Source organism: Catellatospora vulcania (assembly GCF_009720385.1).
GTDB classification, from domain to species: domain Bacteria; phylum Actinomycetota; class Actinomycetes; order Mycobacteriales; family Micromonosporaceae; genus Catellatospora; species Catellatospora vulcania.
In genome coordinates this window covers 117,106-144,092 of sequence record NZ_ML769305.1, presented here as the reverse complement: position 1 = coordinate 144,092, position 26,987 = coordinate 117,106, and the positions used below count along the sequence as shown (strand labels likewise).

The following is a 26,987-nucleotide window of genomic DNA, read 5'->3' as shown; positions in this document are numbered from 1 at the left end:
CACAGCGATGAGAAGGCGCCCTTCCTTCGGCTTGGTCAGCCCTTGACGCTGCCGGCGAGCAGGCCGCGGACGAAGTAGCGCTGCAGGGACAGGAACACCGTCAACGGCACGATGATCGAGACAAACGCGGCCGCGGTGAGGCGTTGCCACTCGTTGCCGCGGTTTCCGGCCAGTTCGGCCAGGCGCACCGTGAGTGGGGCGTTCTTCGGGCCGCCCGCGAAGATCAGGGCCACCAGCAGGTCGTTCCAGACCCAGAGGAACTGGAAGATGGCGAAGGACGCCAGCGCCGGCACGATCAGCGGGAGGATGACCGAGCGGAAGATCTTGGCGTGGCTCGCGCCGTCCACCCGGGCCGCCTCGACCAGGTCGCCGGGCAGCTCCGCCATGAAGTTGTGCAGCAGGAAGATGCCCAGCGGCAGGGCGAAGCAGGTGTGCGCGAACCAGACCGTGATGAACTTCGCCGGGCCGTCCAGGTCCCAGGCGGGCAGCAGCTGCACCCCGCCCAGCGAGACGCCGTAGTTGAAGAACGACAGCAGCGGGATCAGCGCCATCTGCAGCGGAACGATCTGCAGCGCGAAGATGCCGATGTAGACCCAGTCGCGGCCCCGGAAGCGGGTCCACGCCAGCGCGTACGCGGCCAGCGCGCAGAAGGCCAGCGGGAACAGCACCGACGGGATCGTGATGACCAGCGAGTTGATGAAGTAGCCGGCCAGCCCGCCCGAGGCGGAGCGCGACCCGAACAGCACCTGCTCGTAGTTCTCCAGGGTGAACTGCGGGTGGGAGAAGAAGTTCCACCAGCCGTTGGACTTGATCTCGTCCTCCGGCCGGATCGACGAGATCAGCACACCGAGCGTGGGCACGGTCCACAGCAGTGCGATGACCAGCGAGACGGCGCTCGCGGTGCGGCTGGTCAGCTTCTTGCGCACCCGCCCGCCCACGGTGGGCGGCACCTCCGCATCGGGTGCAGCGACGATGGTCTCAGTGCCTGTGCTCATCGGGCTCCCTCCAGCCGGCGGCGGCGCATCAGCCGGACCTGGTAAATCACGATGGGGATGACGAACAGGAACAGCAGCACCGCCAGCGCGGCGCCCTTGCCCTTCTCGTCGGCCCGGAACGAGTACGTGTACATCTCGTTGGCCACCACGCTGGTGCCGAACTGGCCGCCGGTCATGGTGCGCACGATGTCGAAGACCTTCAGGGTGCCGATGGAGATGGTGACCAGCACGACGACCAGGGCCGGGCGGATGCTCGGGATGGTTACGCGCCAGAACATCTGCCATGCCGTCACGCCGTCGATGCGGGCGGCCTCGACGATGTCGGCGGGGATCGCCTTGATCGCCGCGGAGAGCACCACCATGGCGAAGCCCGCCTGGATCCAGACCAGCACCACGATCAGGTACAGCGTGTTCCACGGGCCGTCCAGCAGCCACTGCTGCGGCGTGCCCCCGAGCCAGACGATCAGCTGGTTCAGCAGGCCGATCTGGTCGGCGCCCTCCTGGCGGTACTCGTAGACGAACTTCCAGATGATGCCCGCGCCGACGAACGAGATGGCCATCGGCATGAAGACCAGCGACTTGGCGAACGACTCGAACCGGGAGCGGTCCACCATCACGGCGTAGACCAGGCCGACGGCGGTGGAGGCGGTGGGCACCAGCAGCACCCAGAGCAGGGTGCTCAGTAGTACGCCGTACTGCACGGTGTCGCCGCTGAAATCGGGCAGCATGCCGGAGTTCTTGTCGGTGAAGATCCAGCGGAAGTTCTCCAGGCCCACGAACTCGCTGGAGTCGGCGTTCATGAAGGCCAGGACCATCGTGCGGACGGCCGGCACGATCAGGCCCACCACCAGCAGCAGACCGGCCGGCGCGAGCAGCCCCAGCGCGATCCACCGGTCCTTGCGTGCCGGCAGCACGTCCAGCACCAGCAGCAACAGGCCCACCACAGCGGCGAAGGCGATGACGCCGTACAGCAGCATCATCAACTTCGGGGCTTCGGCGGTGAAGTCGAAGTTCACGCGTGTCTCCTCGGGGACCGGACGGGAGGAAGACTACGCCGTGTGGACCCCGGACCGGGACCCACACGGCGTAGAAAGATCAACTAGTGGCTCACTTGGGCCAGGTGCCCTCGATGAAGTCGAGGGTGGCCTTGGTGTCGGTGCCGTTGATCCAGTTGGTCATGCCCTTCCAGAAGGAGTTCGCGCCGACGGCGGCGGGCATCAGGTCCGAGCCGTCGAAGCGGAACACCGCGCCGCTGTCCTGCAGGATGCCGACCGCCACCTTGTCGATCGGGTTGGACACGTTCGCCACGTCCAGGCCCTTGTTGGCGGAGATCCAGTTGTTCAGCTTGGCCCGGCTGTTGGCGAAGTCGGGGCTGGCCAGGTAGGTCTGCACCGCCTGCACGGCCGGGGTGTCGGTGAACGCGCCGACGAACTCGCCGCCGCCCAGCACCGGCTTGCCCTTGGCCGGGTCGATCGCCGGCAGGTAGAAGGCGAACGCGTCGCCGTCCTCGGCCACCTTGGTGCCCTTGGGCCACTGGTTGGCGTAGAAGGACGCCTGGCGGTGCATGCCGCACTTCTTCTGGACGACCGGCAGGCCGCCGTCCTGGAAGGTGGTGGTGGCGATGGACTTCACGCCGCCGAGGCCGCCGTTGACGTACTTCTCGTTCTTCAGGATCGAGCCCACCCGGTCGGTCGCCGAGACGATCCGCGGGTCGTTGAACGGGATCGCGTGCGTGACCCACTGGTCGTACACGTCCGGGCCCTGCTCGCGCAGCAGCACGTCCTCGATCCAGTCGGTGGCCGGCCAGCCGGTCGCGTCCTGCGAGCCGATGCCCGCGCACCACGGCTTGATGCCCGCGGTCACCATCTTCTCGCTGAGCGCGATCATCTCGTCCCAGGTCCCCGGGACGGTCCAGCCCTTCTCCTTGAACAGGGACGGGGAGTACCACACGAACGACTTCACGTTGGCGCCCAGCGGGGCGCCGTACAGGGTGCCGTTGACGGTGCCGTACTTCAGCCAGTCGGGGGAGAAGTTCTGCGTGGCCATGGCCTTGGTCTTCTCGCCGGCGGCCTTGAGCTTGCCGCCCTTGGCGAAGAACTCCAGCAGGCCCGGCTGCGGGATGAAGGCGAGGTCAGGTGCGTCGCCGCCTTCCACGCGGACCTTCAGCTGCGCCTCGAACTCGCCACTGCCCTCGTACTCGATCTTCACGCCGGTGCAGTCGGCGAACTTCTTCCAGGCGTCCTCCAGCAGCCCCGCCTCAGCGTCGCGGATGGGGGAGTAGATGGTGACGGTCTCGCCGGAGATGCCCGTGTAGTCCTTGTAGGCGGCGCACTCGGGGGTGTCGAGCTTGCCCTCGGAGGTGGGGTCGGACTTCCCGCCGCATGCCGCGACGGTGAGAGCCAGAACGACCGCACCGGAGAAGGCGAGCAGACGCCGCTGTCTGTTGGATGCCATGGAGTTTCCTCCTCGTAGAGCTTGTCGGAGCGCAGCCCCCTGGAACCGGACTACCGCAAGGTGACGCAAGCCATGCAAGCGCTTTCGGTCTCGAACTGTCCAGCGCTGACAACAGTAAGGTTGGTAACGATTCGGAAACCACCCCGGAACCTGTAATGACGATCATCCGGGTTCCCCACGGCCTCGTGTTGTGGGCTACACTGGCACTCGGTTTTTGATGTACGTGGTCTGCTCGCGTTGCCCTCCCTGAGAAGTGAGGACCGCCGGTTGCCGCTACTCAGTGGCCAGCCCCCGCACGAGGTGTGCGGCGCGGTTCAGTTTGTGCAAGGAAATGGTGAAAATGGCTCAGGGAACCGTTAAGTGGTTCAACGCCGACAAGGGCTTCGGCTTCATCTCCGTCGACGGTGGTGGCGCTGACGTCTTCGTGCACTTCTCCGCGATCCAGGCCAGCGGCTTCCGCAGCCTCGAGGAGAACCAGCGCGTCGAGTTCGAGATCGTCCAGGGCGCCAAGGGCCCGCAGGCCGACGCGGTCCGCCCGCTCTGATCTTCCCAAGGTGACGCCACCGGGGCCTGGTGCTCCGGCGGCGCTCGTCTGACCCTTACGGGCCGGTGTACACCGGCCCGTTTGTCGTTCCAGGTGGCCTACGGCCGCCGGACGAAGCCCATCGAGCCCCGCATCATGCCCTGTATGCGGGGCTCGATGCTGTCCCGGGACCGGGTTGCGAGACGAGAGGGGCCGCGCTATCTTTCAAAACAAGACGTACGTACGGTTTGTAATGGAGGCCGCCATGTGGAACCCCGAGACCTACCTGCGCTTCGCGGACGAGCGCGGCCGCCCGTTCCAGGACCTGCTCGCCCGGGTACTCGCCGAGCAGCCCCGCCAGGTCGTCGACCTGGGCTGCGGGCCGGGCAACCTCACCGCCACGCTGGCCGCGCGCTGGCCCGGGGCCCAGGTGAGCGGCGTGGACTCGTCGGTCGAGATGATCGACAAGGCGCTGGCCGACCAGGGCGGCCCGGGTCCGGTGGCCTACCGCGTCGGAGACGTGCGCGACTACCTGCCGGGGCCGGAGGTCGATGTGATCGTCACGAACGCGGTGCTGCAGTGGGTGCCCGGCCAGGAGGAGCTGGTCGGCCGGTGGGCGCGGGCACTGCGCCCCGGCTCATGGCTGGCCCTGCAGGTTCCGGGCAATCACGACAATCCGGCACACCGGGCGCTGCGTGAGCTGTGTCTCACATCACGCTGGTCCGCGCTGCTCGGCGAGATCGGCGAGCAGACCCGGTCGGTGCCGGGGCCGCAGGAGTACGCGCGGCTGCTGCGTGCCGGCGGGTGCACGGCCGACACCTGGGAGACCACGTACGTGCACCAACTGCCCGTGACCGGCGGCCCGCATCCCGTGCTGACCTGGCTCACCGGCACCGCGCTGCGTCCGGTGCGCGCGGCGCTCGCCGCGACGCCGGGCGCCTGGGAGGCGTACTGCGCGGACCTGGAGCCGGCGCTGGCCGACGCGTACCCGGCGGACGGGGACGTGGTCGACTTCCCGTTCCGGCGCGTCTTCGCCGTCGGCCGCCGGACCGCCGAGACCCCGTGACCGGGCCCGGAAGGTAAAGTGCCGGCATGGCTAAGGACGATCTTGCGAGCTTCGTGGCCGGACTGCCCAAGGCCGAACTGCACGTGCACCACGTCGGTTCGGCCTCCCCTCGCATCGTGGCCGAGCTGGCCGCCCGGCACGAGGGCCGCAGCCCGGTGCCGGCCGACCCCGCGCTGCTCGCCGAGTACTTCACCTTCACCGACTTCAGGCACTTCATCGAGGTCTACCTCAGCGTCGTCGACCTGATCCGCGACGCCGAGGACGTGCGCACGCTGACCTACGGTGTGGCCCAGGACCTCGCCGCGCAGCAGGTGCGCTACGCCGAGCTGACCGTGACGCCGTACTCCAGCGTCAACCGCGGCATCCCGGCCGAGGCGTTCTGCGAGGCCATCGAGGACGCGCGACGCGAGGCGGAGAAGGAACTGGGCCTGGTGCTGCGGTGGGTGTTCGACATCCCGGGCGAGGCCGGCCTGGCCTCTGCCGAGCAGACCCTGCGCATCGCGCTCGACCAGCGCCCGGACGGCCTGATCAGCTTCGGCCTCGGCGGACCCGAGATCGGCGTGCCCCGGCCGCAGTTCAAGCCGTACTTCGACGCTGCCCGCGCGGCCGGGCTGCACAGCGTCCCGCACGCGGGGGAGACCACCGGCGCGCAGACCGTCTGGGACGCGATCCGCGAACTCGGCGCCGAGCGCATCGGCCACGGCATCTTCGCAGCCCAGGACCCGCAGCTGCTGGCGTACCTCGCCGAGCATGCGATCCCGCTGGAGGTGTGCCCCACCTCGAACCTGCGTACCCGGGCGGTGGCCGACCTGTCCGAGCACCCGCTCGCCGCGATCGTGGCCGCAGGCGTGCCGGTCAGCATCAACTCCGACGACCCGCCGATGTTCGGCACCACGCTCAACAACGAGTACGAGGTCGCCGCCCGCCTGCTCGACCTCGACAACGCCGGCGTGGCCGAGCTGGCCCGCCAGGGCGTACGCCACTCCTTCGCCCCCGACCAGGTCAAATCCACCCTGCTCGCCGAAATCGACACCTACACCGCCACGGCCTGACCGCGCACGGTCCCCGCTTCTGATAGACGCTGGCCTATCTGATCGAGAATTCGAAGATCAAACTCGATCGGATAGGCCGACGTCTAAGAAAATCGGATGCGGGGCGCGGGCGGGTCAGGCCTTGTGGAGGGCTTTGACCTTGCGCCAGGTGGGGGTGTCCAGGGCGCCGGCGCGGTTGGCGAAGGCGTCCGTGGTGATGGTGATCGGGTCGCTGAGGTCCAGGAAGCTGTTGTGGTCGGCGTCGGCGTCCCACGACTTCGTCGCGATCTCGATGTGGTCGCTGCGGTGGCTCTGGTCCTGGCTGGTGATCTTCAGGATCTCGTACGCGCTGCCCTTGGCCCGCAGCACCACACACGGGCGGACCTTCGACCCGGGGCCGTCCTCGTAGGGCACGTCGGCCCACCAGATCTCCCCGGGCTGCGGCCCGCCGGCCGGGGTCGGCGTCTTCTTCGGGGCGGTGGGCCGGCCGGGCGGGCGCTTGCCGGCGGGGCGTCTGCCCGCGGGGCGGGCGGCCGGGCGCGACGTCTTGCGCCACCGCCACCAGATGGCGAGCGCCAGCACGGCGACCGAGAACAGGGTCAGCAACAGCCACATGATCGGCAGTCTAGGTGGGCTCGCCGAGCAGCGTGCAGGCCACGTCGGCGGGCACCGGTCGGGAGAACAGGAAGCCCTGGCCGTACCCGCAGCCCAGCCGGATGAGGAAGTCGCGCTGCTCGGGCGTCTCGATGCCCTCGGCGATGAGGTCCAGGCCGAGGTTGCGTCCCATCAGGACGATGGTGCGCACCAGCTCGCCGCTGCGCCGGTCGGTGTCGATCTGCCAGACGAACGACCGGTCGATCTTCAGGGCGTCGATGGGCAGCCGGTGCAGCGCCTCCAATGAGGAGTATCCGGTGCCGAAGTCGTCGATGTGCAGCTGGCAGCCGAGGTCGTGCAGGGTGTGCAGGATGTCGCGGGCCGGGGCGACGTTCTCCATCACCACGCCCTCGGTGATCTCGACGGCGAGGCTGCCCGCCGGGGGCCGGTGCCGGTCGAGCGCGCCGGTGATGTCGTCGATGACGTTGCCGCTCCAGAACTGCCGGTTGGACACGTTGACCGCGACGGACAGGCCGGGCGTGGCGACGCCGGCGGCGTACCAGGCGGCCAGCTGGCGGCAGCACTCGTCGACGACCCAGCTGCCGATCGGGATGATCAGGCCGGTCTCCTCGGCGACCGGCATGAACGCGGCCGGCGACAGCAGCCCGCGCAGCGGGTGCCGCCAGCGGATCAGCGCCTCGAACCCCTTGGTCCGGCCGGAGCGCAGCGCCACGATCGGCTGGTAGTGCACCTCGAACTCGCCGTTGTCGAGCCCCTGGCGCAGCTCGGTCTCGACCTGCAGCCGGGTCACCGCCTTGGCGTGCATCGCCACGTCGAAGACGGCGTGGCGGCCCTTGTGCGCCGACTTCGCCGAGTACATCGCGATGTCGGCGTCGCGCAGCAGGTCCTCGGCGTTGCTGTAGCGGCGGCTGCTCATGGTGATGCCGATGCTGGCGGTGACCACGACGTCCTGGCCGTGCAGCTGGAACGGTTGCGCGAGCACCCCGTGCAGCCGCTCGGCTACCTGGGCGGGGGTGTGCGGCGCGGTCACGTCGTCGAGCAGCACCAGGAACTCGTCGCCGCCGAAGCGGGCCACGGTGTCCGACTCGCGCAGGGTGGACCTGATCCGCTTGGCGACCTGCTTGAGCAGCCGGTCCCCGGCGGAGTGGCCGAGGCTGTCGTTGACCACCTTGAACCCGTCCAGGTCCAGGAACAGCACCCCGAACGGACGCCCGCTGCGCCGCCGCGACTGGCGGATCGCCTGGCGCAGCCGGTCCAGGAACAGCGACCGGTTGGGCAGGCCGGTCAGCTCGTCGTAGAGGGCCGCGATACGCAGCTGCTCCTTCTGCCGCAGCGACTCCTTGAGCAGCGCCTGCCGGTCCAGTGCCACCGCGAGCAGCGCGGCCCACTGGTTGAACGGCTCGCGCCCGGTCGCGCCGCCGGTGGACACGGAGTCGACCACGGCGAGGAAGCCCCAGTCGCTGGCCCCGCCCTTGACCGGCACCACGAACACGATGAGGTTGGCCACCGGGTCGGCCAGCTCCCGCAGCCGGAGCGGCGGGAACGCGCTGACCGCCACCGACGGCTCCGGCGTCGGCGGTTCGCCCGGCAGGAACATGCCGGTGATCTCCAGGGCGGCGTCGGCCAGCGAGGGCGGCAGGCCGCCGGCCCACAGCCCGACGCAGCCGCCGCGGACCCAGGTGCGGCGCATCCACTCCAGCCTGGCCGGCTCGCGGTGCCCGCGCAGCAGTTCCATGCCGACCTCGTACTGCGCGGTCAGCGTCTCGCGCAGCAGCGAGCTGTCCCGGAACAGGGTCCGGCCGCGCATCTCCATGAGGATGAGCAGCACCCCGTTGGCGGGCTGGCCGTAGTCGCGGATCAGCTGCGCGATCTCGTACAGCGCCTCCGGCCGCCCGCCGGACAGCCGCAGCAGCAGTTCCAGCGCCAGCCGCACCTCCTCGCAGCCGGGCCGCCGCGCGACCGCCTCGGCCTCGACGGCGCGGGCCACGGTCTCGGCGGCGTGCACGACGTCGGCCGCGTCGGCCGAGGACAGCGAGCCGTGCACCGGCGCGACGGTGGTGGCGATGAGGTCGGCCAGGCGGCGGTGCGGCCTGGGCGGCTCGATGTCGGCGTGGAACGCCACGTCGCCGCTGCACCCGCAGGACTCGCGGACGATGAGCGAGGTGGGCACGAGGATGCGCGCCGGCGGTTCGGGGTCGCCGCGGATCATGCCGAGCAGGGTCGTGGCGGCCGTCCGTCCGACCAGTTCCGTCGGCTGGCGCACCGTGGTCAGGCGCGGGATCAGGTACGCGCTGGAGCGCAGGTCGTCGAAGCCGATCACGGCCTGGTCGGCGGGCAGCCGCAGGCCCGCGGCGGCCAGCGTGTGCATGATGCCGGTCGCGTTCTCGTCGGTGCCCGCGATGACCGCGGTCGAGGGCACCCCTGCGGCCAGCATGCGCTCGGCGGCGTGCTCGCCACCGTCGACCTGGTTGGTCGGCGCGGAGAACAGCAGGGTCGGGTCGGCCTCGATCCCGTGCACGGCCAGCGCCTCGCGGTACGCCTCGTACCGCTCGCGGATGTCGCCGGTCTCCAGTCGTCCGGCGAAGGCGATCCGGCGGTGCCCGTGGGCGACGAGGTGGTCCACCGCCTCGGTGACGCCGGTCGTGTTGTCCGGCATCACCACCGGGTAGGGCAGGTCGTGCAGCGCGTGGCTGACCGACACGAGCGGCTTGCCGGTCTGCTCGATCGAGTGCAGGTACCGGTGCGTCACCGCCTGCAGCACCACCACGAAACCGGACACGTGCTGCCACGCGACCGGGTACGACAGCTCAGGAGCCTCGGTGACCTCGATGTGCTCGGTGCCCGCGTCCAGGGTCTGGATCGCGATGATCCCCGCGCCCGCCTCCGCCGCGGCGCGCGCGATCCCCGCCAGGACGCCGCCGTAGTACCAGCCCCCGAGGAACGGGGACAGGACCCCGAGCGTGAGGTCTGGTGACACCTTCAGACGGTACCGCGCAGAGCGGGCATCACCGGGCGAAACGGTCCGTCAGGGCCGCCGCAGCACCCACCGGTACGCCTGCACGAGGCCGGTGTCGAAGCTGGCCGCCGAGCCCCAGAGGAACAGCCGGAACCGCCGGTACAGCGGGTCGCCCCAGCGGCGGACGACCTCCTCGCGGGCCGCGTCGAGCCGCCGCGCCCACTCCGCGCAGGTCAGGTGGTAGTTGTGCCGGTCGTCGTCGACGCTGACCAGCTCGAACGGCGAGCGCGCCACGTGGCGCAGGTAGGAGTGCAGCACCAGCGGCGACGACTTGCCCGGGTAGATGTAACGGCTCATGAACGTGGACACCTGGTGCTTGGCCCGCATCGCCAGCGCGTCCAGGTACACATGTCCGCCCGGTTTGACCAGTTCGGCGTACTTCCGCAGGCTCGCGCCGTAGTTGGGCAGATGCTCGGTGACGCCCATGTTGACGATCGCGTCGTAGCGCCGCGGCGACTCGTAGCGCAGCAGGTGCTGGCGTACCACGGTGGCCGGCAGCTGCTCGCGGGTGAACAGGTCGGACAGGTACCGCTCGGACTCCTCGGCCAGGGTCAGCGTGGTGACGTGCACCCCGCGCCGGGCGGCGAACTCGGCGAACGCGCCCCAGCCGCCGCCGACCTCCAGGATGTGGTCGCCGGGGGAGACCTTCAGGGAGTCGAGCGCCAGCTCCATCTTGCGGGTCATCGCGTCTTCCAGCGGCTCGTCGTCGCGTTCGAACACGCCCTGGGTGTAGCAGCGGTGCCGGGAGTCCATGAAGGTCAGGAAGAACTCGGACTCGTTGTCGTAGTGCGACGAGATCGAGCGCCGGTCGTGCTCGGCGCCGCCCAGCCGCAGCGCCGGGGCGAACCGGGCCAGCCACGCGATCGGGTGCCGGTCGTGGAACATGCCGCGGACCTTGAGCGCGGCCATCAGGTCGCCCTCGATGTCGAGCCAGCCGCGCAGGTAGGCCACGCCGATCTGGAACTGGTCGAGCCCGGCGAGGGCTTTCGCGCCGCGCGGGTCGCTGACCACGATGGTGAAGGCCGGGTCGCCGGAACCCAGGACACGGGGTGGCGCGCCGTCGCCGTTGCGGACCGCGAACGGCACCGCAGCACGGTCGGCGAAGTAGGTCTGATAGCGACGATCGAGGGTCCTTGCCAGGTCAGCGCTCGCCATGGCGCCAATCTAACGCCGTCGAAGCCGGTGTGAAAGAGCATCCGGATGAACCGCGGGCGGCCGGAACCGGTAACCGGCATGATCAGCGCGCCCGATAGCATGGCCGGAGCCGGACAAACCGCAGCAGAGGACTTGAGGAGATCACCGTGAGCGTTTCGATCAGCCCGCCACAGGCCGACCCCGTCGTCGTCCGGGCCGGGACGACGGGCGCGGAGGCGATCGCCGAGGCCGGCCTGCCGGTGCACGGCCCCAAGGCGATCGTGGTCGTCCGCGACCCCGAGGGCCGCCTGCGCGACCTGGACTGGTCGCCGACGGTCGACACCGCGGTCGAGCCGGTCGCCATCGACTCCAAGGACGGCCTCGACGTCCTGCGCCACTCCACCGCGCACGTGCTGGCCCAGGCGGTGCAGGACATCTTCCCCGAGGCCAAGCTCGGCATCGGCCCGCCCATCGACAACGGCTTCTACTACGACTTCTCGGTGCCCAAGCCGTTCCACCCGGACGACCTCGACAAGATCGAGAAGCGGATGCAGGAGATCGTCAAGTCGGGGCAGCGCTTCCGTCGCCGCCGCTTCGAGACGCTCGACGAGGCCAAGGCAGAGCTGAAGGACGAGCCCTTCAAGCTGGAGCTGGTCGACATCAAGGGTGACGCCGGCGACGACGTCATGGAGGTGGGCGGCGGCGAGCTGACCATCTACGACAACCTCGACGCCAAGACGGGCGACCGCTGCTGGGGCGACCTGTGCCGGGGCCCGCACCTGCCGTCGACCCGCCTGATCGGCGCGTTCAAGCTGATGCGCTCCGCGGCGGCGTACTGGCGCGGTTCGGAGAAGAACCCCCAGCTGCAGCGGGTGTACGGCACCGCGTGGCCGACCCGCGACCAGCTCAAGGACTACCTGAAGCTGCTGGAGGAGGCGGCCCGCCGCGACCACCGCAAGCTGGGCACCGACCTCGACCTGTTCAGCTTCCCCGACGAGATCGGCTCGGGCCTGGCGGTCTTCCACCCCAAGGGCGGTGTGATCAAGCGCGAGATGGAGGACTACGTCCGTCTCCGCCACATCGAGGAGGGCTTCCAGTACGTCGGGACGCCGCACATCACCAAGGAAGGCCTCTTCCACACCTCGGGTCACCTGCCGTACTACAAAGAGACCATGTTCCCGCCTATGGACATGGAGGGCAGCGACTACTACCTCAAGGCGATGAACTGCCCGATGCACAACCTGATCTACAGGTCGCGCGGGCGTTCCTACCGCGAGCTGCCGATCCGGCTGTTCGAGTTCGGCTCCGTCTACCGGTTCGAGAAGTCGGGCGTGATCCACGGCCTGACCCGGGTGCGCGGCTTCACCCAGGACGACTCGCACTCCTACGTCACCAAGGAGCAGGCGGCCGCCGAGATCAAGCACCTGCTGGACTTCGTGCTCGGCCTGCTCAAGGACTTCGGCATCACCGACTTCTACCTGGAGCTGTCGACGCGTGACGACAGCAAGCCGGAGAAGTTCGTCGGCTCGGAGGAGGACTGGGTCACGGCCACCGCGGTGCTGGAGCAGTGCGCCCTGGAGACCGGGCTGACCCTGGTGCCGGACCCGGGCGGCGCGGCCTTCTACGGCCCGAAGATCTCCGTGCAGGCCAAGGACGCCATCGGCCGCACCTGGCAGATGTCGACCATCCAGTACGACTTCAACCAGCCCAAGGGCTTCGAGCTGGAGTACCAGGCGGCGGACGGCACGCGGCAGCAGCCCGTCATGATCCACTGTGCCAAGTTCGGGTCGATCGAGCGCTTCATCGGCGTGCTCACCGAGCACTACGCGGGCGCGTTCCCGGCCTGGCTGGCCCCGATCCAGGTGGTCGGCATCCCGATCCGCTCCGACGACGAGGCCGGGCACACCGCCTACCTGTACGAGTTCGTGGCGAAGCTGCGCAAGGCCGGCATCCGCGCCGAGGTCGACAGCTCCGACGAGCGCATGCAGAAGAAGATCCGCACCGCGCAGCAGCAGAAGATCCCGTTCATGGCCATCGTCGGCGACCAGGACCTGGCCGACGGCACGGTGTCCTTCCGCTACCGCGACGGCTCGCAGCGCAACGGCGTGAGCCTCGACGAGGCGGTCGCCCACGTGACCGAGATCGTGCGCTCCCGCGTCAACACCGGCCCGTCCGCGGCAGTGGCGCAGGACGCCGAGGCGGTCGAAGCGGCGTGAGCGAGCGCAGCGAGCGAACCAGGTTGCCGGGTTCTCGCGCTGCCGACGAGCGCAGCGAGGAGGAAGCGTGAGCACCCGTGCCAACGGAGCCGGGTTCGTGCTGGACACGGACCCGGCCCGGCTCGACCTCGACACCGTCGAGCGCTGGCTGGCCCAGGAGAGCTACTGGGCCGGCGGGCGCGAGCGCGCGGTCATCGAGCGCTCACTGGCCGGGTCCACCGTGTACGGGATCTACGCCCCGGACGGCACGCAGGTCGGCCTGCTGCGCGTGGTCACCGACGGGGCCACGTTCGCCTGGCTGTGCGACGTGTTCATCGAGGCGGCCTACCGCGGGCAGGGCCTGGCCCGGTGGGCGGTGGCGGCGGTCCGCGACGACGTGCTCGCGCTCGGCGTGTACCGGATCATCCTGGCGACCGCCGACGCGCACGCCGTCTACGCCGAGGCCGGGTTCACCCCGCTGGCCGAGCCGGACCGCTGGATGCAGCTGACCACCCGCGTCATCGGCCGCCCGGACGTGCCGCACACCGCGCAGGCACGGGCATGAACGCACCCGACCCGGACGGCCTCGAACGGCTGTGGACGCCGTGGCGCATGGCGTACGTCAGCGGCGGCGCGAAGCCGACCGAGTGCCCGTTCTGCGTCGCGCCGGTCTCCGACCCGGACGGGCTGGTCGTCGCCCGGGGTGAGGCCGTCTACGCGGTGCTCAACCGGTTCCCGTACAACCCGGGCCACCTGCTGATCTGCCCGTACCGCCACATCGACGACTACCCGGAGCTCGACGCCGCCGAGACCGCGGAGCTGGCCGAGTTCACCAAGACGGCGATGCGGGTGGTCCGGAAGGTCTCCAACGCGCACGGGTTCAACATCGGCCTCAACCAGGGCCACGCCGCGGGCGCCGGGATCGCCGCCCACCTGCACCAGCACGTCGTGCCGCGCTGGGGCGGCGACAACAACTTCCTTCCCGTCGTCGCCCGCACCAAAGCGCTGCCGCAGCTCCTCACCGACACCCGCGACCTGCTCCGGGAAGCCTGGCCGGCCTAGCTCGTCGTGGCAGCAGTGATCGCTGTTTCCGGTCGGAAGGTGCGGTCCAGCGCCAGGTTCTGACCCGAAACGGCGATCATGGCGCGACAAGCCGCGGTCAAGGGCGGCGCGGCGCGCCGGAGCGGGTACCCGGGTGGTGTCAGACCCCTGCGGAAGGATGGCTGCCATGATTGGCACCCTGCGCACCGTCGTGCTGGACGCACCCGACATCAAGGGCCTGGCCGCCTTCTACACGGAGCTGGCCGGCCTGGACGAGCACTACGCCGACGACGAATGGATCACTCTCAAGGCCGCCGACGGCACCCGCCTCGGCTTTCAGCTCGCCCCCGACCTCGTGCCGCCGCGCTGGCCCGACCCGGCGTACCCGCAGCAGATGCACCTCGACCTGCGCGTGCCGGACCTGGCCGCGGCGGTCGAGCACGCCGTCAAGCTGGGCGCGACCCGCCTGCCCGGCGGCGGCGAGACCTTCACCGTGCTGGCCGACCCGGCCGGCCACCCGTTCTGCCTCTGCCAGGGCGAGGTGGACAGTGCCGCCATCGCCGACGTGGCGATCGACTGCGCGGCCGCCTCGCCGCTCGCCCGCTTCTACAGCGAGCTGCTCGGCCTCCCGGTCACCTGGGAGGGCGAGGGCGGCGCGATGATCTCCGCGGAGGGCCGGCTGACGGTGATCTTCCAGGAGATCGCCGACCACCGGGCCCCGCAGTGGCCCGACCCGGCCCACCCGCAGCAGTTCCACCTGGACGTGGAGGTGGCCGACGTCGAAGAGGCCGAGCCGAAGGTGCTCGCCCTCGGCGGCACCCGCCTGGCCGGCGAAGGCGACAACTGGCGCGTGTACGCCGACCCCGCCGGGCACCCGTTCTGCCTGGTCTGGTGACCCGTGGCGGGTCCGCGCCACGGGATGCGCGGGCCCGCCGCACCGTCACGTTGTGTGACGTGATCGTGCAAAGGGAACCGCGGAGGGGCCTTCGCACGTCACCATCGGCGTAGACGGCCCGTCTGCACCGCCCGGCCCCTCGGCGCGGTGGGACGGGGGACGGGGGTCCCTCATGGTTTCTCGGCGCGACATGGTGCGCCTGCTGGCCGCGGGCGGCGTCGGTGCGGCCGTCGCGGTGGCCGCGCCGAGGGTGCGCGGCTGGTTCGGCCCGGACCGGCTGCCCCTCGACGGCGGCTACGCGCCCGCCGGCAACGAGCTGGGCTGGCACAACGGCGCGGTGCGGGTGCTGTGGCACGTCACCACCGACCGGCCGCTGATCGCGCTGACCTTCGACGACGGCCCCGAGCCCGACTGGACGCCCCGGGTGCTCGACGCCCTCGACGAAGCCGACGCCAAGGCGACGTTCTTCGTCGTCGGCGAGCGGCTGGTGCGCAACGCCGCCCTGGTCAAGGGCCGCTACGCCCGCCACGAGGTCGGCAACCACACCTGGGCGCACAAGGACCTGGCCCAGCGCGACGAGAAGGGTGTACGCGACCAGCTGCGCCGCTGCCACGATGCCGTCGCCGAGCACGTCGGCCGGGCGCCGACGCTGCTCCGGCCGCCGTGGGGCCACCTCGCCGGCACCACGCTGACCGTCGCCGAGGAGTTCGGCTACGACGTGGTCATGTGGTCGCAGCGGATGCGCGAGAGCGTGTTCGTGGACAACCCCGGCGGCATCGTCGCCGACACCGCCGAGCAGGCCCGCAACGGCGCGATCGTGCTGGCCCACGACACCGGCCCCGACGACCGCCTGGTCTGCATCGCGAACCTCAAGGGCATCGTCACCGAGCTACGGGCCCGCGGCTTCGAACTCGTCACCGTCTCCGAGCTGCTCGCCGCCGGCCACCCCGCCACCACCTGACCGCCCCAGTGCCGCTGCGCCCCGCCGTCCACGCCGTCCACGCCGTCCACCCGGCCTTACGTAGGCGTTGGCCTATCTGATCGAGTTCGATCTACGAAAACTCGATCAGATAGGCCAACGCCTATCAAGGGCGGACGTTGGCCGACGCCGGGCCAGGGCGCCCGGTCAGCGGGTGGTGGTGTGTTCCTTGCGGGCGTGGTCGGCGAGGTGGCTGGGCATGGGCTCGTAGCGGGCGAACTCGCGGGTGAAGGTGCCCGCCCCGGCCGTCATCGAGCGCAGGTCCACCAGGTAGCGCAGCAGCTCGATGGCGGGCACCTCGGCCCGCACCTGGGTGCGGTCGGCGCCGCCGGGGTCGGATTCGGAGCCCAGCACCCGGCCGCGCCGTCCGGACAGGTCGCTCATGACCGCCCCGACCGCCGAGTCGGGCACCGTGATGACCACCTCGTCGACCGGCTCCAGCAGGGTGATCTGCGCCTTCTCGGCGGCGTCCTTGAGGGCCATGCTGCCCGCGGTCTGGAACGCCGCGTCGGAGGAGTCGACGCTGTGCGCCTTGCCGTCGACCAGGGTCACCCGGAAGTCGACCACGGGGTAGCCGGCCACGATGCCCTTCTCGGCCTGCGCGCGCACCCCCTTCTCGACGCTGGGGATGTAGTTGTGCGGGATGGCCCCGCCCACGATCTTGTCGACGAACTCGATGCCGGCGCCGCGGGGCAGCGGCTCCAGCTGGATCGCGCAGACCGCGTACTGGCCGTGCCCGCCGGACTGCTTGACGTGGCGGCCCTGCCCGCTGGCGGGGGCTGCGAACGCCTCGCGCAGCGCGACCCGGGCGGGCTCGGTGGACAGCTCGACGCCGCCCGCGCGCAGCCGGTCGAGCACCACGTCGGCGTGCGCCTCGCCCATGCACCACAGCACCAGCTGGTGGGTCTCCGGGTTGCGCTCCAGGCGCAGCGTCGGGTCGCCCGCGACCAGCTTGGCCAGGTTCTTGGCGAGCGCGTCCTCGTCGGAGCGGGTCTTGGGCACCACCGCGACCGGCAGCAGCGGCTCGGGCATCTGCCACGGGGCCATCAGCAGCGGCTTGTCCTTGCCGGACAGGGTGTCGCCGGTCTCGGCCGCGCTCGACTTGGTGACGGCGCAGATGTCGCCGGCCACGCACTTGGCGACCTCGCGCAGGTTCGCCCCGAGCGGGGAGTAGATGTGCAGGACGCGCTCGTCGGCGTCGTGGTCGGGGTGGCCGCGCTCGGCGAGGCCGTGGCCGCTGATGTGCACGGGGGTGTCCGGGCGCAGCGTGCCGGAGAAGACCCGGACCAGGCTGACCCGGCCGACGTACGGGTCGATGGTCGTCTTGACCACCTCGGCGACCAGCGGGCCGTCCGGGTCGCACTCGAGGGCGTCACGCGGGGAGCCGTCGACGCCGGTGACCGCGGGCAGCGGGTGCTCCAGCGGCGTCGGGAAGGCCCGGGTCAGCAGCTCCAGCAGCGCGTCCAGGCCGACGCCGGTCTCGGCGCACACCGGCACCGCCGGGTGGAAGTGGCCGCGGGCGACGGCCTTCTCCAGATCGTCGATGAGCACCTGGGAGTCGATGACCTCGCCGGCGAGGTACCGGTCCATCAGGGTCTCGTCCTCGCTCTCGGCGATGATGCCCTCGATCAGCTCGCCGCGGGACTCCTCGATCGCGGGCAGGTGCTCGGCGTCGGGCTGGCGCACCTGGGGCGGGTAGCCGTTGGAGTAGTCGTACACCTGCTGCGAGATCAGGCCGATCAGGCCCTCCACGGACTGGCCGTCGTCGCCGTGCATCGGCAGGTACAGCGGCTGCACCTCCTCGCCGAAGACCCGCTGGCACAGCGCCAGGGCCTCGTCGAAGTCGGCCCGCGGGTGGTCCAGCCGGGTGATCGCCACGGCGCGCGGCATGCCGACCGCCGCGCACTCGTCCCAGAGGGTGGCGGTGGCGGCGTCCATGCCGTCCCAGGCGCTGACCACGAACAGGGCCGCGTCGGCGGCGCGCAGGCCGGCCCGCAGCTCGCCCACGAAGTCGGCGTAGCCGGGGGTGTCCAGCAGGTTCACCTTCACGCCCTGGTGGGACAGCGGAGCGCAGGCCAGCGCGACGGAGCGCTGCTGCTTGACCGCGGCCGGGTCGTGGTCGGTGACCGTGGTGCCCTCGCCGACCGTGCCCGCCCGGCTGATCGTCTGGGTGGCCGCGAGCAGCGCCTCGACCAGCGTGGTCTTACCGCTGCCGGCGTGCCCGACCACCACCACGTTGCGCACGTCTGACGGCTGCTCGGCGACCTGCGCCGGAGCCTGTGAGACCTTCTCCTTGTCGCCGCGCGCCATCTGTCCGCCTCCTGTAGCCGTGTCGGTTACTGCATTGTTTCCGATCCCACACCCATCGGGCGTACGGACACAACCCCGGCGTCAGCGTGTCGCCGCTGTCGAGCAGGCCGACGCCCACCGCTATCGTTAGCGCCATCATGGCGAAGATCCTCAGCGTGGTGGGCAAGGCCGGCACGGCCCGCCTGCTCGATCCCCTCAGCCGGGCCCTGCTGCGAGCGGGGGTGAGCCCGAACGCGGTGACGGTGGTGGGCACCCTGGGTGTCCTGGTGGGCGCGTTCGGTTTCGCGGCGCGCGGCCACTGGATAGCCGCCGTGGTGATCATCTTAGTGTGCGGCCTCACCGACGTCATGGACGGGTCGATGGCCCGCGCCCGCGGCAGCGCCAACCGGTACGGCGCGCTGCTGGACTCGACGATGGACCGGATCGCCGACGGCGCGATCTTCGCGGCCATCGCCTGGTGGTACGCGGGCACCGGCGACCGGCCGTCGCTGGCCGCCGCGCTGATCTGCCTGGTCACCGGGCAGATCGTCTCCTACGTCAAGGCCCGCGCCGAAGGGCTGGGCATGTCCTGCCACGTCGGCCTGGTCGAGCGCGCCGAGCGCCTGATCATCGTCGGCGTCGGCGCGCTGCTGGCCGGCTTCGGCCTGTCCTGGGGCCTGCCCGCGTCACTGTGGCTGCTCGCGGCCGGATCGGTGTTCACCATCTGGCAGCGCATGTGGCACGTCCGCAAGCACGAGTCGGCCGGGGACGCGGTATGAGCGGGCGGCGGATCACGTCGGCGAGGACTCGCGCCGGTGGCGAGCGCAGCGAGGAGAAGGCGTGAGCGAGCCTCGCGAGCGAACCGGTGGGCACCGTTCTCACGCATGCGACGAGCGCAGCGAGGAGAAGGCGTGAGCGGCAAGGAACGGCTGGTCGAGTTCGGCTATGCGGCCGGGTGGCGGCTGGTCCGCGCCCTGCCCGAAGGCGCGGCGTCGGGGCTGTTCCGCGCCGGGGCCGACCGGGCCGCCGCCAAGCGCGGACCGGGCGTGCAGCGGCTGGCCCGCAACCTGCGCAACGTGCTGGGGCACGAACCGTCCGACGAGCTGGTCCGTGACGCGGTGCGCTCGTACGCCCGCTACTGGCTGGAGGCGTTCCGGCTGCCGTCGAAGTCGAAGGCGCAGCTGCGCGACGGGTTCCGGCTGCACGGCGTCGAAAAGCTGCTCGACGCGCACGCCGCGGGCACCGGCGCGATCGTCGCGCTGCCGCACGCGGGCAACTGGGACGCGGCGGGAGCGGTGGTGACGTCGCACGGGGTGCCGCTGACCACGGTCGCCGAGCGGCTCAAGCCGGAGGGCCTGTACCGCCGGTTCCTGGCGTACCGCGAGAAGCTGGGCATGACCATCGTGCCGACCGTCGGCGGTCAGGGTTCGCCGATCGACGCGCTGGTCAAGGCCCTCGGGCAGGCGCACGTCGTGCCGCTGCTGGCCGACCGGGACCTGTCCGCGCGCGGCGTCGAGGTGGAGTTCTTCGGCGGGCGCACCCGGATGCCGGCCGGTCCGGCGATGCTGGCGCTGCGCACCGGCGCGCCGCTGTTCGTGGTGGACATGTGGTACGAGCCGGACTCCGGCTGCGGGCGGGTGGTCGGGCCGCTGCCGGTGCCCGACGCGTCCGCCGGCCCGCTGGACGTGCGGGTCAAGCTGCTCACCCAGCAGGTCGCCGACGGGCTGGCCCGCGGCATCGCGGCCCACCCGGCCGACTGGCACATGCTGCAGAAGCTGTGGCTGACCGAGCCGCCCGCGGGCGACCCGGCGACCGCCCGCGCCACGTCGGCCGCGGGCGTCCCCGACCCCGAGGAGTGACGTGCGGATCGGAATCGTCTGCCCGTACTCGCTGGACGTGCCGGGCGGGGTGCAGTTCCACGTCCGCGATCTCGCCGAGACGCTGATCGCGATGGGGCACGAGGTCAGCGTGCTCGCGCCCGCCGACGACGACCAGCCCCTGCCGCCGTACGTGGTGGCCGCCGGGCGGGCCGTGCCGGTGCCCTACAACGGCTCAGTGGCGCGGCTCAACTTCGGCCCGATCTCGGCCGCCCGCACCCGCCGCTGGCTGCACCAGGGCGACTTCGACGTGCTGCACGTGCACGAGCCGCTCACGCCGAGCCTGTCGCTGCTGGCGGTGATGTCGGCGCGCGGCCCGGTGGTGGCGACGTTCCACACCGCGATGACCCGGTCGCGGGCGCTCGCGGCGGGGGCTCCGGTGGCCCGGGTGGTGCTGGAGCGCATCACCGGCCGCATCGCGGTCAGCGAGCTGGCCCGCCGGGTGCAGGTCGAGCACCTGGACGGCGGCGCGGTGGAGATCCCCAACGGGGTGTCCGTGGCGCACTTCGCCGACGCGGAGCCGCTGCCGGGCTGGCCGGGGGAGTGCCGCCCCGGGTACGGCGGCACGGTCGGCTTCCTGGGCCGGTTCACCGAGCCCCGCAAGGGCTTCGACATCCTCGTCCGCGCGCTGGCCGAGGTGATGCCGCAGCGTCCCGGCATGCGGCTGCTGCTGGCCGGGCCCGGCGACCTCGACGAGGTGGACCTGCCGCCGGTGGTCGCCGAGCGCACCACCTTCCTGGGCAAGGTGTCGGAGGAGGACAAGGCGCGCATGCTGCGTAGCGTCGACCTGTACATCGCGCCGAACACCGGCGGGGAGTCGTTCGGCATGATCCTCACCGAGGCGATGGCGGCGGGCGCGCCCGTGGTCGCCACCGACCTGGACGCGTTCCGCCGGGTGCTCGACGGTGGCCGGGCCGGGGCGCTGTTCCCCAACGGGGACGCCGCGTCGTTGGGCGAGGCCGTCATCGACCTGCTCGACGACGGTGAGCGCCGCCGTGAGCTGGCCGAACACGCGGAGCGGGTGGTCGCGGCGTACGACTGGCCGGTGGTCGCAGCCCGGGTGCTGGAGGTCTACAACAGCGCCATCGAGGCGCTCGGGGAGACGGTCAGCCAGGGCGAGCCCCCCGCGCAGTGGTGAGGCCGTAACAGCGCACCACTACGATGCCCGGCATGGAGTGGGTGATCGGCGTGGTGGCCTTGGTGGTCGTGATCGCCTCGTACGTCACCTGGACCGCCGGGCGGGTGGACCGACTGCACCTGCGCGCCGCCTCGGCGGGTCGGGCGCTGGATTCGCAGCTCGTGCGCCGGGCCGCGGCCGCCGCGGTGCTGGCCGAGACCGAGCTGGCCGGTGATCCGGCGGGCGACGACCTGTACGCGGCCGCCCGTGCCGCGCTGGACGCCCGCGAGGACGACCGGGAGGCGTCGGAGAACGACCTCACCCGGATGCTGCGCAAGCAGGCCCTCGATCCGCAGGAGCCGAACGGGGCGGCGGTGATCGCGGCCAGCCGCCGGGTGGCGCTGGCCCGCCAGATGCACACCGACCTGGTCCGCGCGGCCCTCGGCGCGCGCGAGCGGCCGCTGGTGCGGCTGCTGCGGCTCAACCGCAAGCACGCCCGCCCGGCGTACTTCGACATCGACGACCCGACCTTGAGCGCGGTCTGACGACCGGGTACATTTGCGGCTTCCACTGAGTTGTCGCAGGTCACACCTGTGACGCGGGTCACAGGCCGGGCCACAGGGTGCTGATTGGCCGTCGGGTGGCCCGCTCCTCCCCGCGTAGAATTCAGGCCAGCGGAGCCTGCCGCCGCCTGATCGAAGGCGGCCTCCTCCGCGGTCCTCGATTCCGTGTGTCAGGAGAAGCGCGTCATCATGTCTGCAACCGAGTCTGTGAACGTACCGGTGACCGGCACCGCCCGCGTCAAGCGCGGCATGGCCGAGATGCTCAAGGGCGGCGTGATCATGGACGTCGTCAACGCGGAGCAGGCGAAGATCGCCGAGGATGCCGGCGCCGTCGCCGTCATGGCGCTGGAGCGCGTGCCCGCCGACATCCGGGCCCAGGGCGGCGTGTCCCGCATGAGCGACCCCGACATGATCGACGGCATCATCAACGCCGTCTCCATCCCGGTCATGGCCAAAGCCCGCATCGGCCACTTCGTCGAGGCCCAGGTGCTGCAGGCGCTCGGCGTCGACTACGTGGACGAGTCCGAGGTGCTGACCCCGGCCGACTACGCCAACCACATCGACAAGTGGCAGTTCACCGTCCCCTTCGTCTGCGGCGCGACCAACCTGGGCGAGGCGCTGCGCCGGATCACCGAGGGTGCGGCCATGATCCGCTCCAAGGGCGAGGCCGGCACCGGTGACGTGTCCAACGCCACCACCCACATGCGCAAGATCCGTGGCGAGATCAAGAAGCTGGCCTCGCTGCCCGCCGACGAGCTGTACGTCGCGGCCAAGGAGCTGCAGGCGCCGTACGAGCTGGTCAAGGAGATCGCCGAGACCGGCAAGCTGCCCGTCGTGCTGTTCACCGCGGGCGGCATCGCCACCCCGGCCGACGCCGCGATGATGATGCAGCTCGGCGCCGAGGGCGTCTTCGTCGGCTCCGGCATCTTCAAGTCCGGCAACCCGGCCCAGCGCGCCGAGGCGATCGTGAAGGCCACCACCTTCTACGACGACCCGGACGTGCTCGCCAAGGTGTCGCGCGGCCTGGGCGAGGCCATGGTCGGCATCAACGTCGACGAGATCCCGCAGCCGCACCGCCTGGCCGAGCGCGGCTGGTGAACCCGTGACCGGCCGCGTCCATCCGCCCGGCCGGTCACGTAAAGCTTTCAAGATCGCCGTTTCGTGTCAGAACCTCGGGCCAGACCTGAGATTCCGACACGAGACGGCGATCTTCATTGCGTCACATCGGCCCGACATCCCACTTCCGGATGTGGGAGAAGATCAGCTGGGTTTCCAGGTGGGCCACCTCGCGACGGGAGGTGAAGCCGTCCAGGAGCAGGCGCTGCAGGTGGGCGGCGTCGCGTACGGCGACGTGGACCAGGAAGTCGTCGGCGCCGGCGATGTGGCTCAGCGCGATCGTCTCGGGCAGGTCCAGCACGAAGCGGATGAACGGCTCCACCACGTCGCGGTTGTGCGGGCGCACCCGTACCGCGATGTACGCCTGCAGTGGGCGGCCCAGCGCGGCCGGATCGGCGTCGGCGTGGAAACCGGCCAGGACCCCGCGGCGCTGGAGTGCGCGTACCCGCTCCAGGCAGGTCGAGGCGGCGACATTGACGCGTGTCGCCAGCTCCTTGTTCGAGATCCGCGCATCGTTCTGCAACTCGCGCAGGATCGCCGCGTCGATCGCATCAAGCACGGTGTTCTCCGCCATACCCCGAAGAGTATTCGGAACCTGTTTACCAGGGCCGAAGAAGGCCCGAAGATCACGCCCATGACCTACGCCGTCGACACCCGCGCCGTGCACGCGGGCCGTGCTGACCTCGCCGAGCTCGGTGTGCACGCGCTCCCGCTGGACTTCTCCACCACGTACCCGATGCACGACCAGGTCGCCGCGGGCGCGGCGCTGGGCGCGTTCGCCGACGGTGCGGCCACCGCCGCCACCCCGGTCTACCAGCGGCTCTACAACCCCACCACGGCCCGGTTCGAGCAGGCGCTCGCCGAGCTGGAGGGCACCGAGGCCGCCGTCTCGTTCGCCTCCGGCATGGCCGCGATCACCGCGGTGCTGCAGGCCGCCTGCCTGATGACCGAGCGGCGGCACGTGGTGGCCGTGCGCCCCCTCTACGGCGGCACCGACCACCTGCTCTCCATCGGCCTGCTGGGCCTGTCCGTGACCTGGGTCGACCAGGACGAGGTCGCGGGCGCGATCCGTCCCGACACCGGCCTGGTCGTCGTCGAGACCCCGGGCAACCCGACCCTGGGCCTGGTCGACATCGCCACCGTGTGCATCCAGGCCGGTGACGTGCCGGTGCTGGTCGACAACACCTTCGCCACCCCGGTGCTGCAGAACCCGGCCCGGCTGGGCGCGTCCTACGTGGTGCACTCCGGCACGAAGTACCTCGGCGGGCACGGCGACGTGCTCGGCGGCGTCGTCGCCTGCGCCGAGCGGCGGGCCGGCGCGCTGCGCCAGGTGCGCATCCTCACCGGGGCGGTGCTGCACCCGCTGGCCGGCTACCTGCTGCACCGCGGCCTGTCCACGCTGCCGCTGCGGGTACGCGCCGCCCAGGCCACCGCCGCGACGCTGGCCGTACGCCTGGCCGTGCACCGCGGCATCAGCAAGGTCCACTACCCGGGCCTGCCCGGCAGCGACCCGCGCGGGCTGGTCGGCCGCCAGATGCGCGGCCCCGGCGCGATGATCGCGTTCGAGACCATCGGCGACGCCGCGGCCGTGGTCGCCGCGCTGCGCCTGATCACCCCGGCCGTCAGCCTCGGCTCGGTCGACACGCTCATCGAGCACCCGGCGCTGCTCACCCACCGGCTCGTCGACGCCCAGGGCAAGCAGACCGGCGGCATCACGCCGAGCCTGCTGCGCATGTCCGTCGGCCTGGAAGACGTCGACGACCTGTGGGCCGACCTGGACCAGGCCCTGACCGCCGCGGCACGCGCCACGGTCTCCGTGGCTGCTCCCGCGGCCGTCCCGGCGGCCGTGGACGCGCAGGCGGCCGTCCTCGCCGCGCCGGTCGTCGCGGTGCCCGAGCCGGAGGCGTTCGCCCTCGACGCGGTGTCCGCCACATCGGCGCAGGCCGTGAACGGGAGCGCGCCCGTCCCGGCATAGACTCGACCTACAGTGGATGATCTTCTTGGGAGGACCTGTGCCAGACCTCGTCATCGGCGTATTGGCGCTGCAGGGTGACGTGCGCGAGCACCTGGCCGCGCTGGCCGAGTGCGACGTGATCGGCCGGCCGGTGCGCCGCCCCGAGGAGGTCGCCGAGATCGACGCCCTGGTCATCCCGGGCGGCGAATCCACCACCATGAGCAAGCTGGCGCTCGCGTTCGAGGTGTACGAGCCCGTGCGCAAGCGACTTGCCGAAGGCATGCCGGCGTACGGCTCGTGCGCCGGCATGATCATGCTCGCCGACGAGGTGCTCGACGGGCGGCCCGACCAGAAGACGTTCGGCGGTATCGGCATGACGGTGCGCCGCAACGCCTTCGGCCGGCAGGTCGACTCGTTCGAGGCCCCGGTGGACATCGCGGGTGTGGAAGGCGAGCCGGTGCACGCGATCTTCATCCGCGCGCCGTGGGTCGAGTCGGTCACCGGTGATGTCGAGGTGCTGGGCCGGGTCACCGCAGGCCCCGCCACCGGTAGGATGGTCGCGGTCCGGCAGGGCAACCTGCTGGCCACCTCGTTCCACCCGGAGCTCACCGGGGATCTGCGGGTGCACCGTCTCTTCGTCGACATGGTGCGTGACCAGGCCTCCTGACCCGGGGGAGTCTTCACCAGCGCGCTGACGGAGGATCTGATGTCCGGCCACTCAAAGTGGGCGACGACCAAGCACAAGAAGGCGGCGATCGACGCCAAGCGGGGCAAGCTGTTCGCCCGCCTCATCAAGAACATCGAGGTGGCGGCGCGTACCGGTGGTGCGGATCCGGCGGGTAACCCGACGCTGTACGACGCGGTCCAGAAGGCCAAGAAGAACTCGGTCCCCAACGACAACATCGACCGGGCCCTCAAGCGGGGCTCCGGGCTTGAAGCCGGCGGCGCCGACTGGCAGACCATCATGTACGAGGGCTACGGCCCCAACGGCGTGGCGATCCTGATCGAGTGTCTGACCGACAACCGCAACCGCGCCGCGACCGAGGTGCGCACCGCACTGACCCGCAACGGCGGCAACCTGGCCGACGCCGGCTCGGTGTCGTACATGTTCTCCCGCAAGGGCCAGGTCATCGTGCCGAAGAACGGCCTGACCGAGGACGACGTGCTCGGCGCGGTGCTCGACGCCGGCGCCGAGGAGTGCAACGACCTCGGCGAGGCGTTCGAGGTCATCAGCGAGGCGGGGGACCTGATCGGGGTCCGCAACGCGCTGCAGGCCGCCGGCATCGAGTACGAGTCGGCCGAGTCGACCTTCGTGCCCAGCGTCCAGGTGGCGCTGGACGAGGACGGCGCCCGCAAGGTGCTCAAGCTGATCGACGTGCTCGACGACTGCGACGACGTCCAGGACGTCTTCGCGAACTTCGACATCTCCGACGAGATCCTCGAGAAGATCGAAGCCTGATCCGTATCGGCGCGCAGGGCCCCGTCCGCTGTCGGACGGGGCCCTGCGCCGTTCCCGCTCCGGGCCGCCCCAAGATCGCTCGACTTGCCTGGCACCTGTGCGTATCTTGCGGCCGGATACGCACATCTGCCTGGCAAGTCGACCGATCTTGGAAGGCGGGCAGGTCTTGTTTCCGCTATTCGGGTGACGGAGGGCGAATTCTGGGCATCATGGTCTCTATGGTCGAAGTCCTCAACCCCGGCGAGCTGGAGCAGGGCCTCGCCGCCCTGCGCGGCTGGACCGGCGACGTGCACGGCATCACCCGTACCGTGAAGCTGCCCAGCTTCCCTGCCGCGCTGGCCGTGGTGGCCCGGGTGGGTGAGGCGGCGGAGAGCATGGACCACCACCCGGACATCGACATCCGATATCGCCATCTCACCTTCACCTGCTGCACCCACGCCGCCGGCGGTCTCACCGACCTGGACCTGCGCCTGGCCCGCCTGATCGACGACATCGTCACCGACGCCACCGCCGACCAGCCCGCCAACCACTGACCGCCCACCACCGCATCTACGCCACCCGCGTCCCGTGCCCGCTCCCGCTCCCGTGCCCCCTCCTGGCCCGCTCCCGGGCCCCTGCCCGTGAGCTGCAGTTTCGGGGAAACTGCACGATGGAGTGCGGCGGTTCGC

General features: G+C 71.0%; 25 protein-coding genes. 17 read left to right on the top strand and 8 right to left on the bottom strand.

What is annotated here, in order from left to right; translation table 11 throughout:
* Positions 1-35: 35 nt before the first annotated feature.
* From F6W97_RS12575 to F6W97_RS12565, 3 genes are all read right to left on the bottom strand, one after another.
* A complete protein-coding gene (locus F6W97_RS12575; RefSeq protein WP_155370448.1) occupies positions 36-995 on the bottom strand; it encodes a carbohydrate ABC transporter permease in 960 nt (319 codons plus the stop codon).
* Positions 992-2,011: a carbohydrate ABC transporter permease gene (locus tag F6W97_RS12570; RefSeq protein WP_155370447.1), complete on the bottom strand. Its 1,020-nt coding sequence runs from the start codon at positions 2,009-2,011 to the stop codon at positions 992-994. Before F6W97_RS12570 ends, F6W97_RS12575 begins: the two co-directional genes overlap by 4 nt.
* 91 nt (positions 2,012-2,102) lie before the next feature.
* Entirely contained in the window at positions 2,103-3,449 is a 1,347-nt protein-coding gene (locus F6W97_RS12565) for an ABC transporter substrate-binding protein (RefSeq protein ID WP_155370446.1), read from the bottom strand.
* A gap of 340 nt (positions 3,450-3,789) precedes the next feature.
* On the opposite strand from F6W97_RS12565, the gene F6W97_RS12560 reads away from it, so the two are divergent.
* The 3 genes from F6W97_RS12560 to F6W97_RS12550 all read left to right on the top strand — a co-directional run bounded on the left by F6W97_RS12560 (position 3,790) and on the right by F6W97_RS12550 (position 6,090).
* A complete protein-coding gene (locus tag F6W97_RS12560) occupies positions 3,790-3,993 on the top strand; it encodes a cold-shock protein (protein ID WP_120320032.1) in 204 nt (67 codons plus the stop codon).
* Between the two features lie 244 nt (positions 3,994-4,237).
* Positions 4,238-5,038 (top strand): trans-aconitate 2-methyltransferase, encoded by an 801-nt coding sequence (locus F6W97_RS12555; protein WP_155370445.1) that lies wholly within the window; start codon positions 4,238-4,240, stop codon positions 5,036-5,038.
* 26 nt (positions 5,039-5,064) lie between these two features.
* Positions 5,065-6,090 (top strand): adenosine deaminase, encoded by a 1,026-nt coding sequence (locus F6W97_RS12550; RefSeq protein WP_155370444.1) that lies wholly within the window; start codon positions 5,065-5,067, stop codon positions 6,088-6,090.
* A 114-nt stretch (positions 6,091-6,204) separates the two neighbouring features.
* Here F6W97_RS12550 and F6W97_RS12545 read toward each other — a convergent pair whose 3' ends face one another.
* Genes F6W97_RS12545 through F6W97_RS12535 form a run of 3 tightly spaced genes read right to left on the bottom strand, consistent with a single transcriptional unit; the run spans position 6,205 to position 10,855 of the window.
* A complete protein-coding gene (locus F6W97_RS12545; protein WP_155370443.1) occupies positions 6,205-6,684 on the bottom strand; it encodes a type II toxin-antitoxin system PemK/MazF family toxin in 480 nt (159 codons plus the stop codon).
* 10 nt (positions 6,685-6,694) lie between these two features.
* On the bottom strand, positions 6,695-9,661 hold the full coding sequence (locus tag F6W97_RS12540; RefSeq protein ID WP_155370442.1) for an EAL domain-containing protein: 2,967 nt from the start codon (positions 9,659-9,661) through the stop codon (positions 6,695-6,697).
* Between the two features lie 48 nt (positions 9,662-9,709).
* Entirely contained in the window at positions 9,710-10,855 is a 1,146-nt protein-coding gene (locus F6W97_RS12535) for a class I SAM-dependent methyltransferase (protein ID WP_155370441.1), read from the bottom strand.
* Positions 10,856-11,001: 146 nt separating this feature from the next.
* Between F6W97_RS12535 and thrS the strand changes: the two genes are divergently transcribed.
* The 5 genes from thrS to F6W97_RS12510 all read left to right on the top strand — a co-directional run bounded on the left by thrS (position 11,002) and on the right by F6W97_RS12510 (position 15,926).
* The gene (gene thrS / locus F6W97_RS12530; RefSeq protein ID WP_155370440.1) at positions 11,002-13,050 is read left to right on the top strand and encodes a threonine--tRNA ligase; all 2,049 of its coding nucleotides are present in this window, start codon (positions 11,002-11,004) and stop codon (positions 13,048-13,050) included.
* Between the two features lie 67 nt (positions 13,051-13,117).
* Positions 13,118-13,594: a GNAT family N-acetyltransferase gene (locus F6W97_RS12525; RefSeq protein ID WP_155370439.1), complete on the top strand. Its 477-nt coding sequence runs from the start codon at positions 13,118-13,120 to the stop codon at positions 13,592-13,594.
* Entirely contained in the window at positions 13,591-14,091 is a 501-nt protein-coding gene (locus F6W97_RS12520) for an HIT family protein (RefSeq protein WP_155370438.1), read from the top strand. Before F6W97_RS12525 ends, F6W97_RS12520 begins: the two co-directional genes overlap by 4 nt.
* A gap of 166 nt (positions 14,092-14,257) precedes the next feature.
* Positions 14,258-14,965 carry a VOC family protein gene (locus tag F6W97_RS12515; RefSeq protein ID WP_155370437.1) on the top strand — a complete coding sequence of 236 codons (708 nt, stop codon included), beginning with the start codon at positions 14,258-14,260 and terminating at the stop codon, positions 14,963-14,965.
* Between the two features lie 172 nt (positions 14,966-15,137).
* Entirely contained in the window at positions 15,138-15,926 is a 789-nt protein-coding gene (locus F6W97_RS12510) for a polysaccharide deacetylase family protein (RefSeq protein WP_155370436.1), read from the top strand.
* Positions 15,927-16,091: 165 nt separating this feature from the next.
* Here F6W97_RS12510 and F6W97_RS12505 read toward each other — a convergent pair whose 3' ends face one another.
* Positions 16,092-18,254 carry an elongation factor G-like protein EF-G2 gene (locus F6W97_RS12505; RefSeq protein ID WP_155370435.1) on the bottom strand — a complete coding sequence of 721 codons (2,163 nt, stop codon included), beginning with the start codon at positions 18,252-18,254 and terminating at the stop codon, positions 16,092-16,094.
* A gap of 137 nt (positions 18,255-18,391) precedes the next feature.
* Here F6W97_RS12505 and pgsA point away from each other — a divergent pair, with 137 nt between their 5' ends.
* From pgsA to pdxS, 5 genes are all read left to right on the top strand, one after another.
* Positions 18,392-19,012 (top strand): phosphatidylinositol phosphate synthase, encoded by a 621-nt coding sequence (gene pgsA, locus F6W97_RS12500; protein ID WP_155370434.1) that lies wholly within the window; start codon positions 18,392-18,394, stop codon positions 19,010-19,012.
* Positions 19,013-19,144: 132 nt separating this feature from the next.
* Positions 19,145-20,092, top strand: coding sequence for a phosphatidylinositol mannoside acyltransferase (locus tag F6W97_RS12495; protein WP_230686620.1), 948 nt, complete (start codon positions 19,145-19,147; stop codon positions 20,090-20,092).
* Position 20,093: 1 nt separating this feature from the next.
* Positions 20,094-21,248: a glycosyltransferase family 4 protein gene (locus tag F6W97_RS12490; RefSeq protein ID WP_155370432.1), complete on the top strand. Its 1,155-nt coding sequence runs from the start codon at positions 20,094-20,096 to the stop codon at positions 21,246-21,248.
* Between the two features lie 32 nt (positions 21,249-21,280).
* Positions 21,281-21,772 (top strand): hypothetical protein, encoded by a 492-nt coding sequence (locus F6W97_RS12485; RefSeq protein WP_196279104.1) that lies wholly within the window; start codon positions 21,281-21,283, stop codon positions 21,770-21,772.
* 207 nt (positions 21,773-21,979) lie between these two features.
* Positions 21,980-22,888 carry a pyridoxal 5'-phosphate synthase lyase subunit PdxS gene (gene pdxS, locus F6W97_RS12480; protein ID WP_144125515.1) on the top strand — a complete coding sequence of 303 codons (909 nt, stop codon included), beginning with the start codon at positions 21,980-21,982 and terminating at the stop codon, positions 22,886-22,888.
* Between the two features lie 121 nt (positions 22,889-23,009).
* On the opposite strand, the gene F6W97_RS12475 is transcribed toward pdxS, so the two are convergent.
* Positions 23,010-23,480: an Lrp/AsnC family transcriptional regulator gene (locus F6W97_RS12475; protein ID WP_155370430.1), complete on the bottom strand. Its 471-nt coding sequence runs from the start codon at positions 23,478-23,480 to the stop codon at positions 23,010-23,012.
* Positions 23,481-23,540: 60 nt separating this feature from the next.
* Here F6W97_RS12475 and F6W97_RS12470 point away from each other — a divergent pair, with 60 nt between their 5' ends.
* The 4 genes from F6W97_RS12470 to F6W97_RS12455 all read left to right on the top strand — a co-directional run bounded on the left by F6W97_RS12470 (position 23,541) and on the right by F6W97_RS12455 (position 26,852).
* On the top strand, positions 23,541-24,881 hold the full coding sequence (locus tag F6W97_RS12470) for a trans-sulfuration enzyme family protein (protein WP_155370429.1): 1,341 nt from the start codon (positions 23,541-23,543) through the stop codon (positions 24,879-24,881).
* Positions 24,882-24,897: 16 nt separating this feature from the next.
* Positions 24,898-25,527, top strand: coding sequence for a pyridoxal 5'-phosphate synthase glutaminase subunit PdxT (gene pdxT, locus F6W97_RS12465; RefSeq protein WP_120320051.1), 630 nt, complete (start codon positions 24,898-24,900; stop codon positions 25,525-25,527).
* A 39-nt stretch (positions 25,528-25,566) separates the two neighbouring features.
* Positions 25,567-26,319 (top strand): YebC/PmpR family DNA-binding transcriptional regulator, encoded by a 753-nt coding sequence (locus F6W97_RS12460; RefSeq protein WP_155370428.1) that lies wholly within the window; start codon positions 25,567-25,569, stop codon positions 26,317-26,319.
* A 218-nt stretch (positions 26,320-26,537) separates the two neighbouring features.
* Positions 26,538-26,852 carry a 4a-hydroxytetrahydrobiopterin dehydratase gene (locus F6W97_RS12455; protein ID WP_155370427.1) on the top strand — a complete coding sequence of 105 codons (315 nt, stop codon included), beginning with the start codon at positions 26,538-26,540 and terminating at the stop codon, positions 26,850-26,852.
* Positions 26,853-26,987 lie beyond the last annotated feature (135 nt).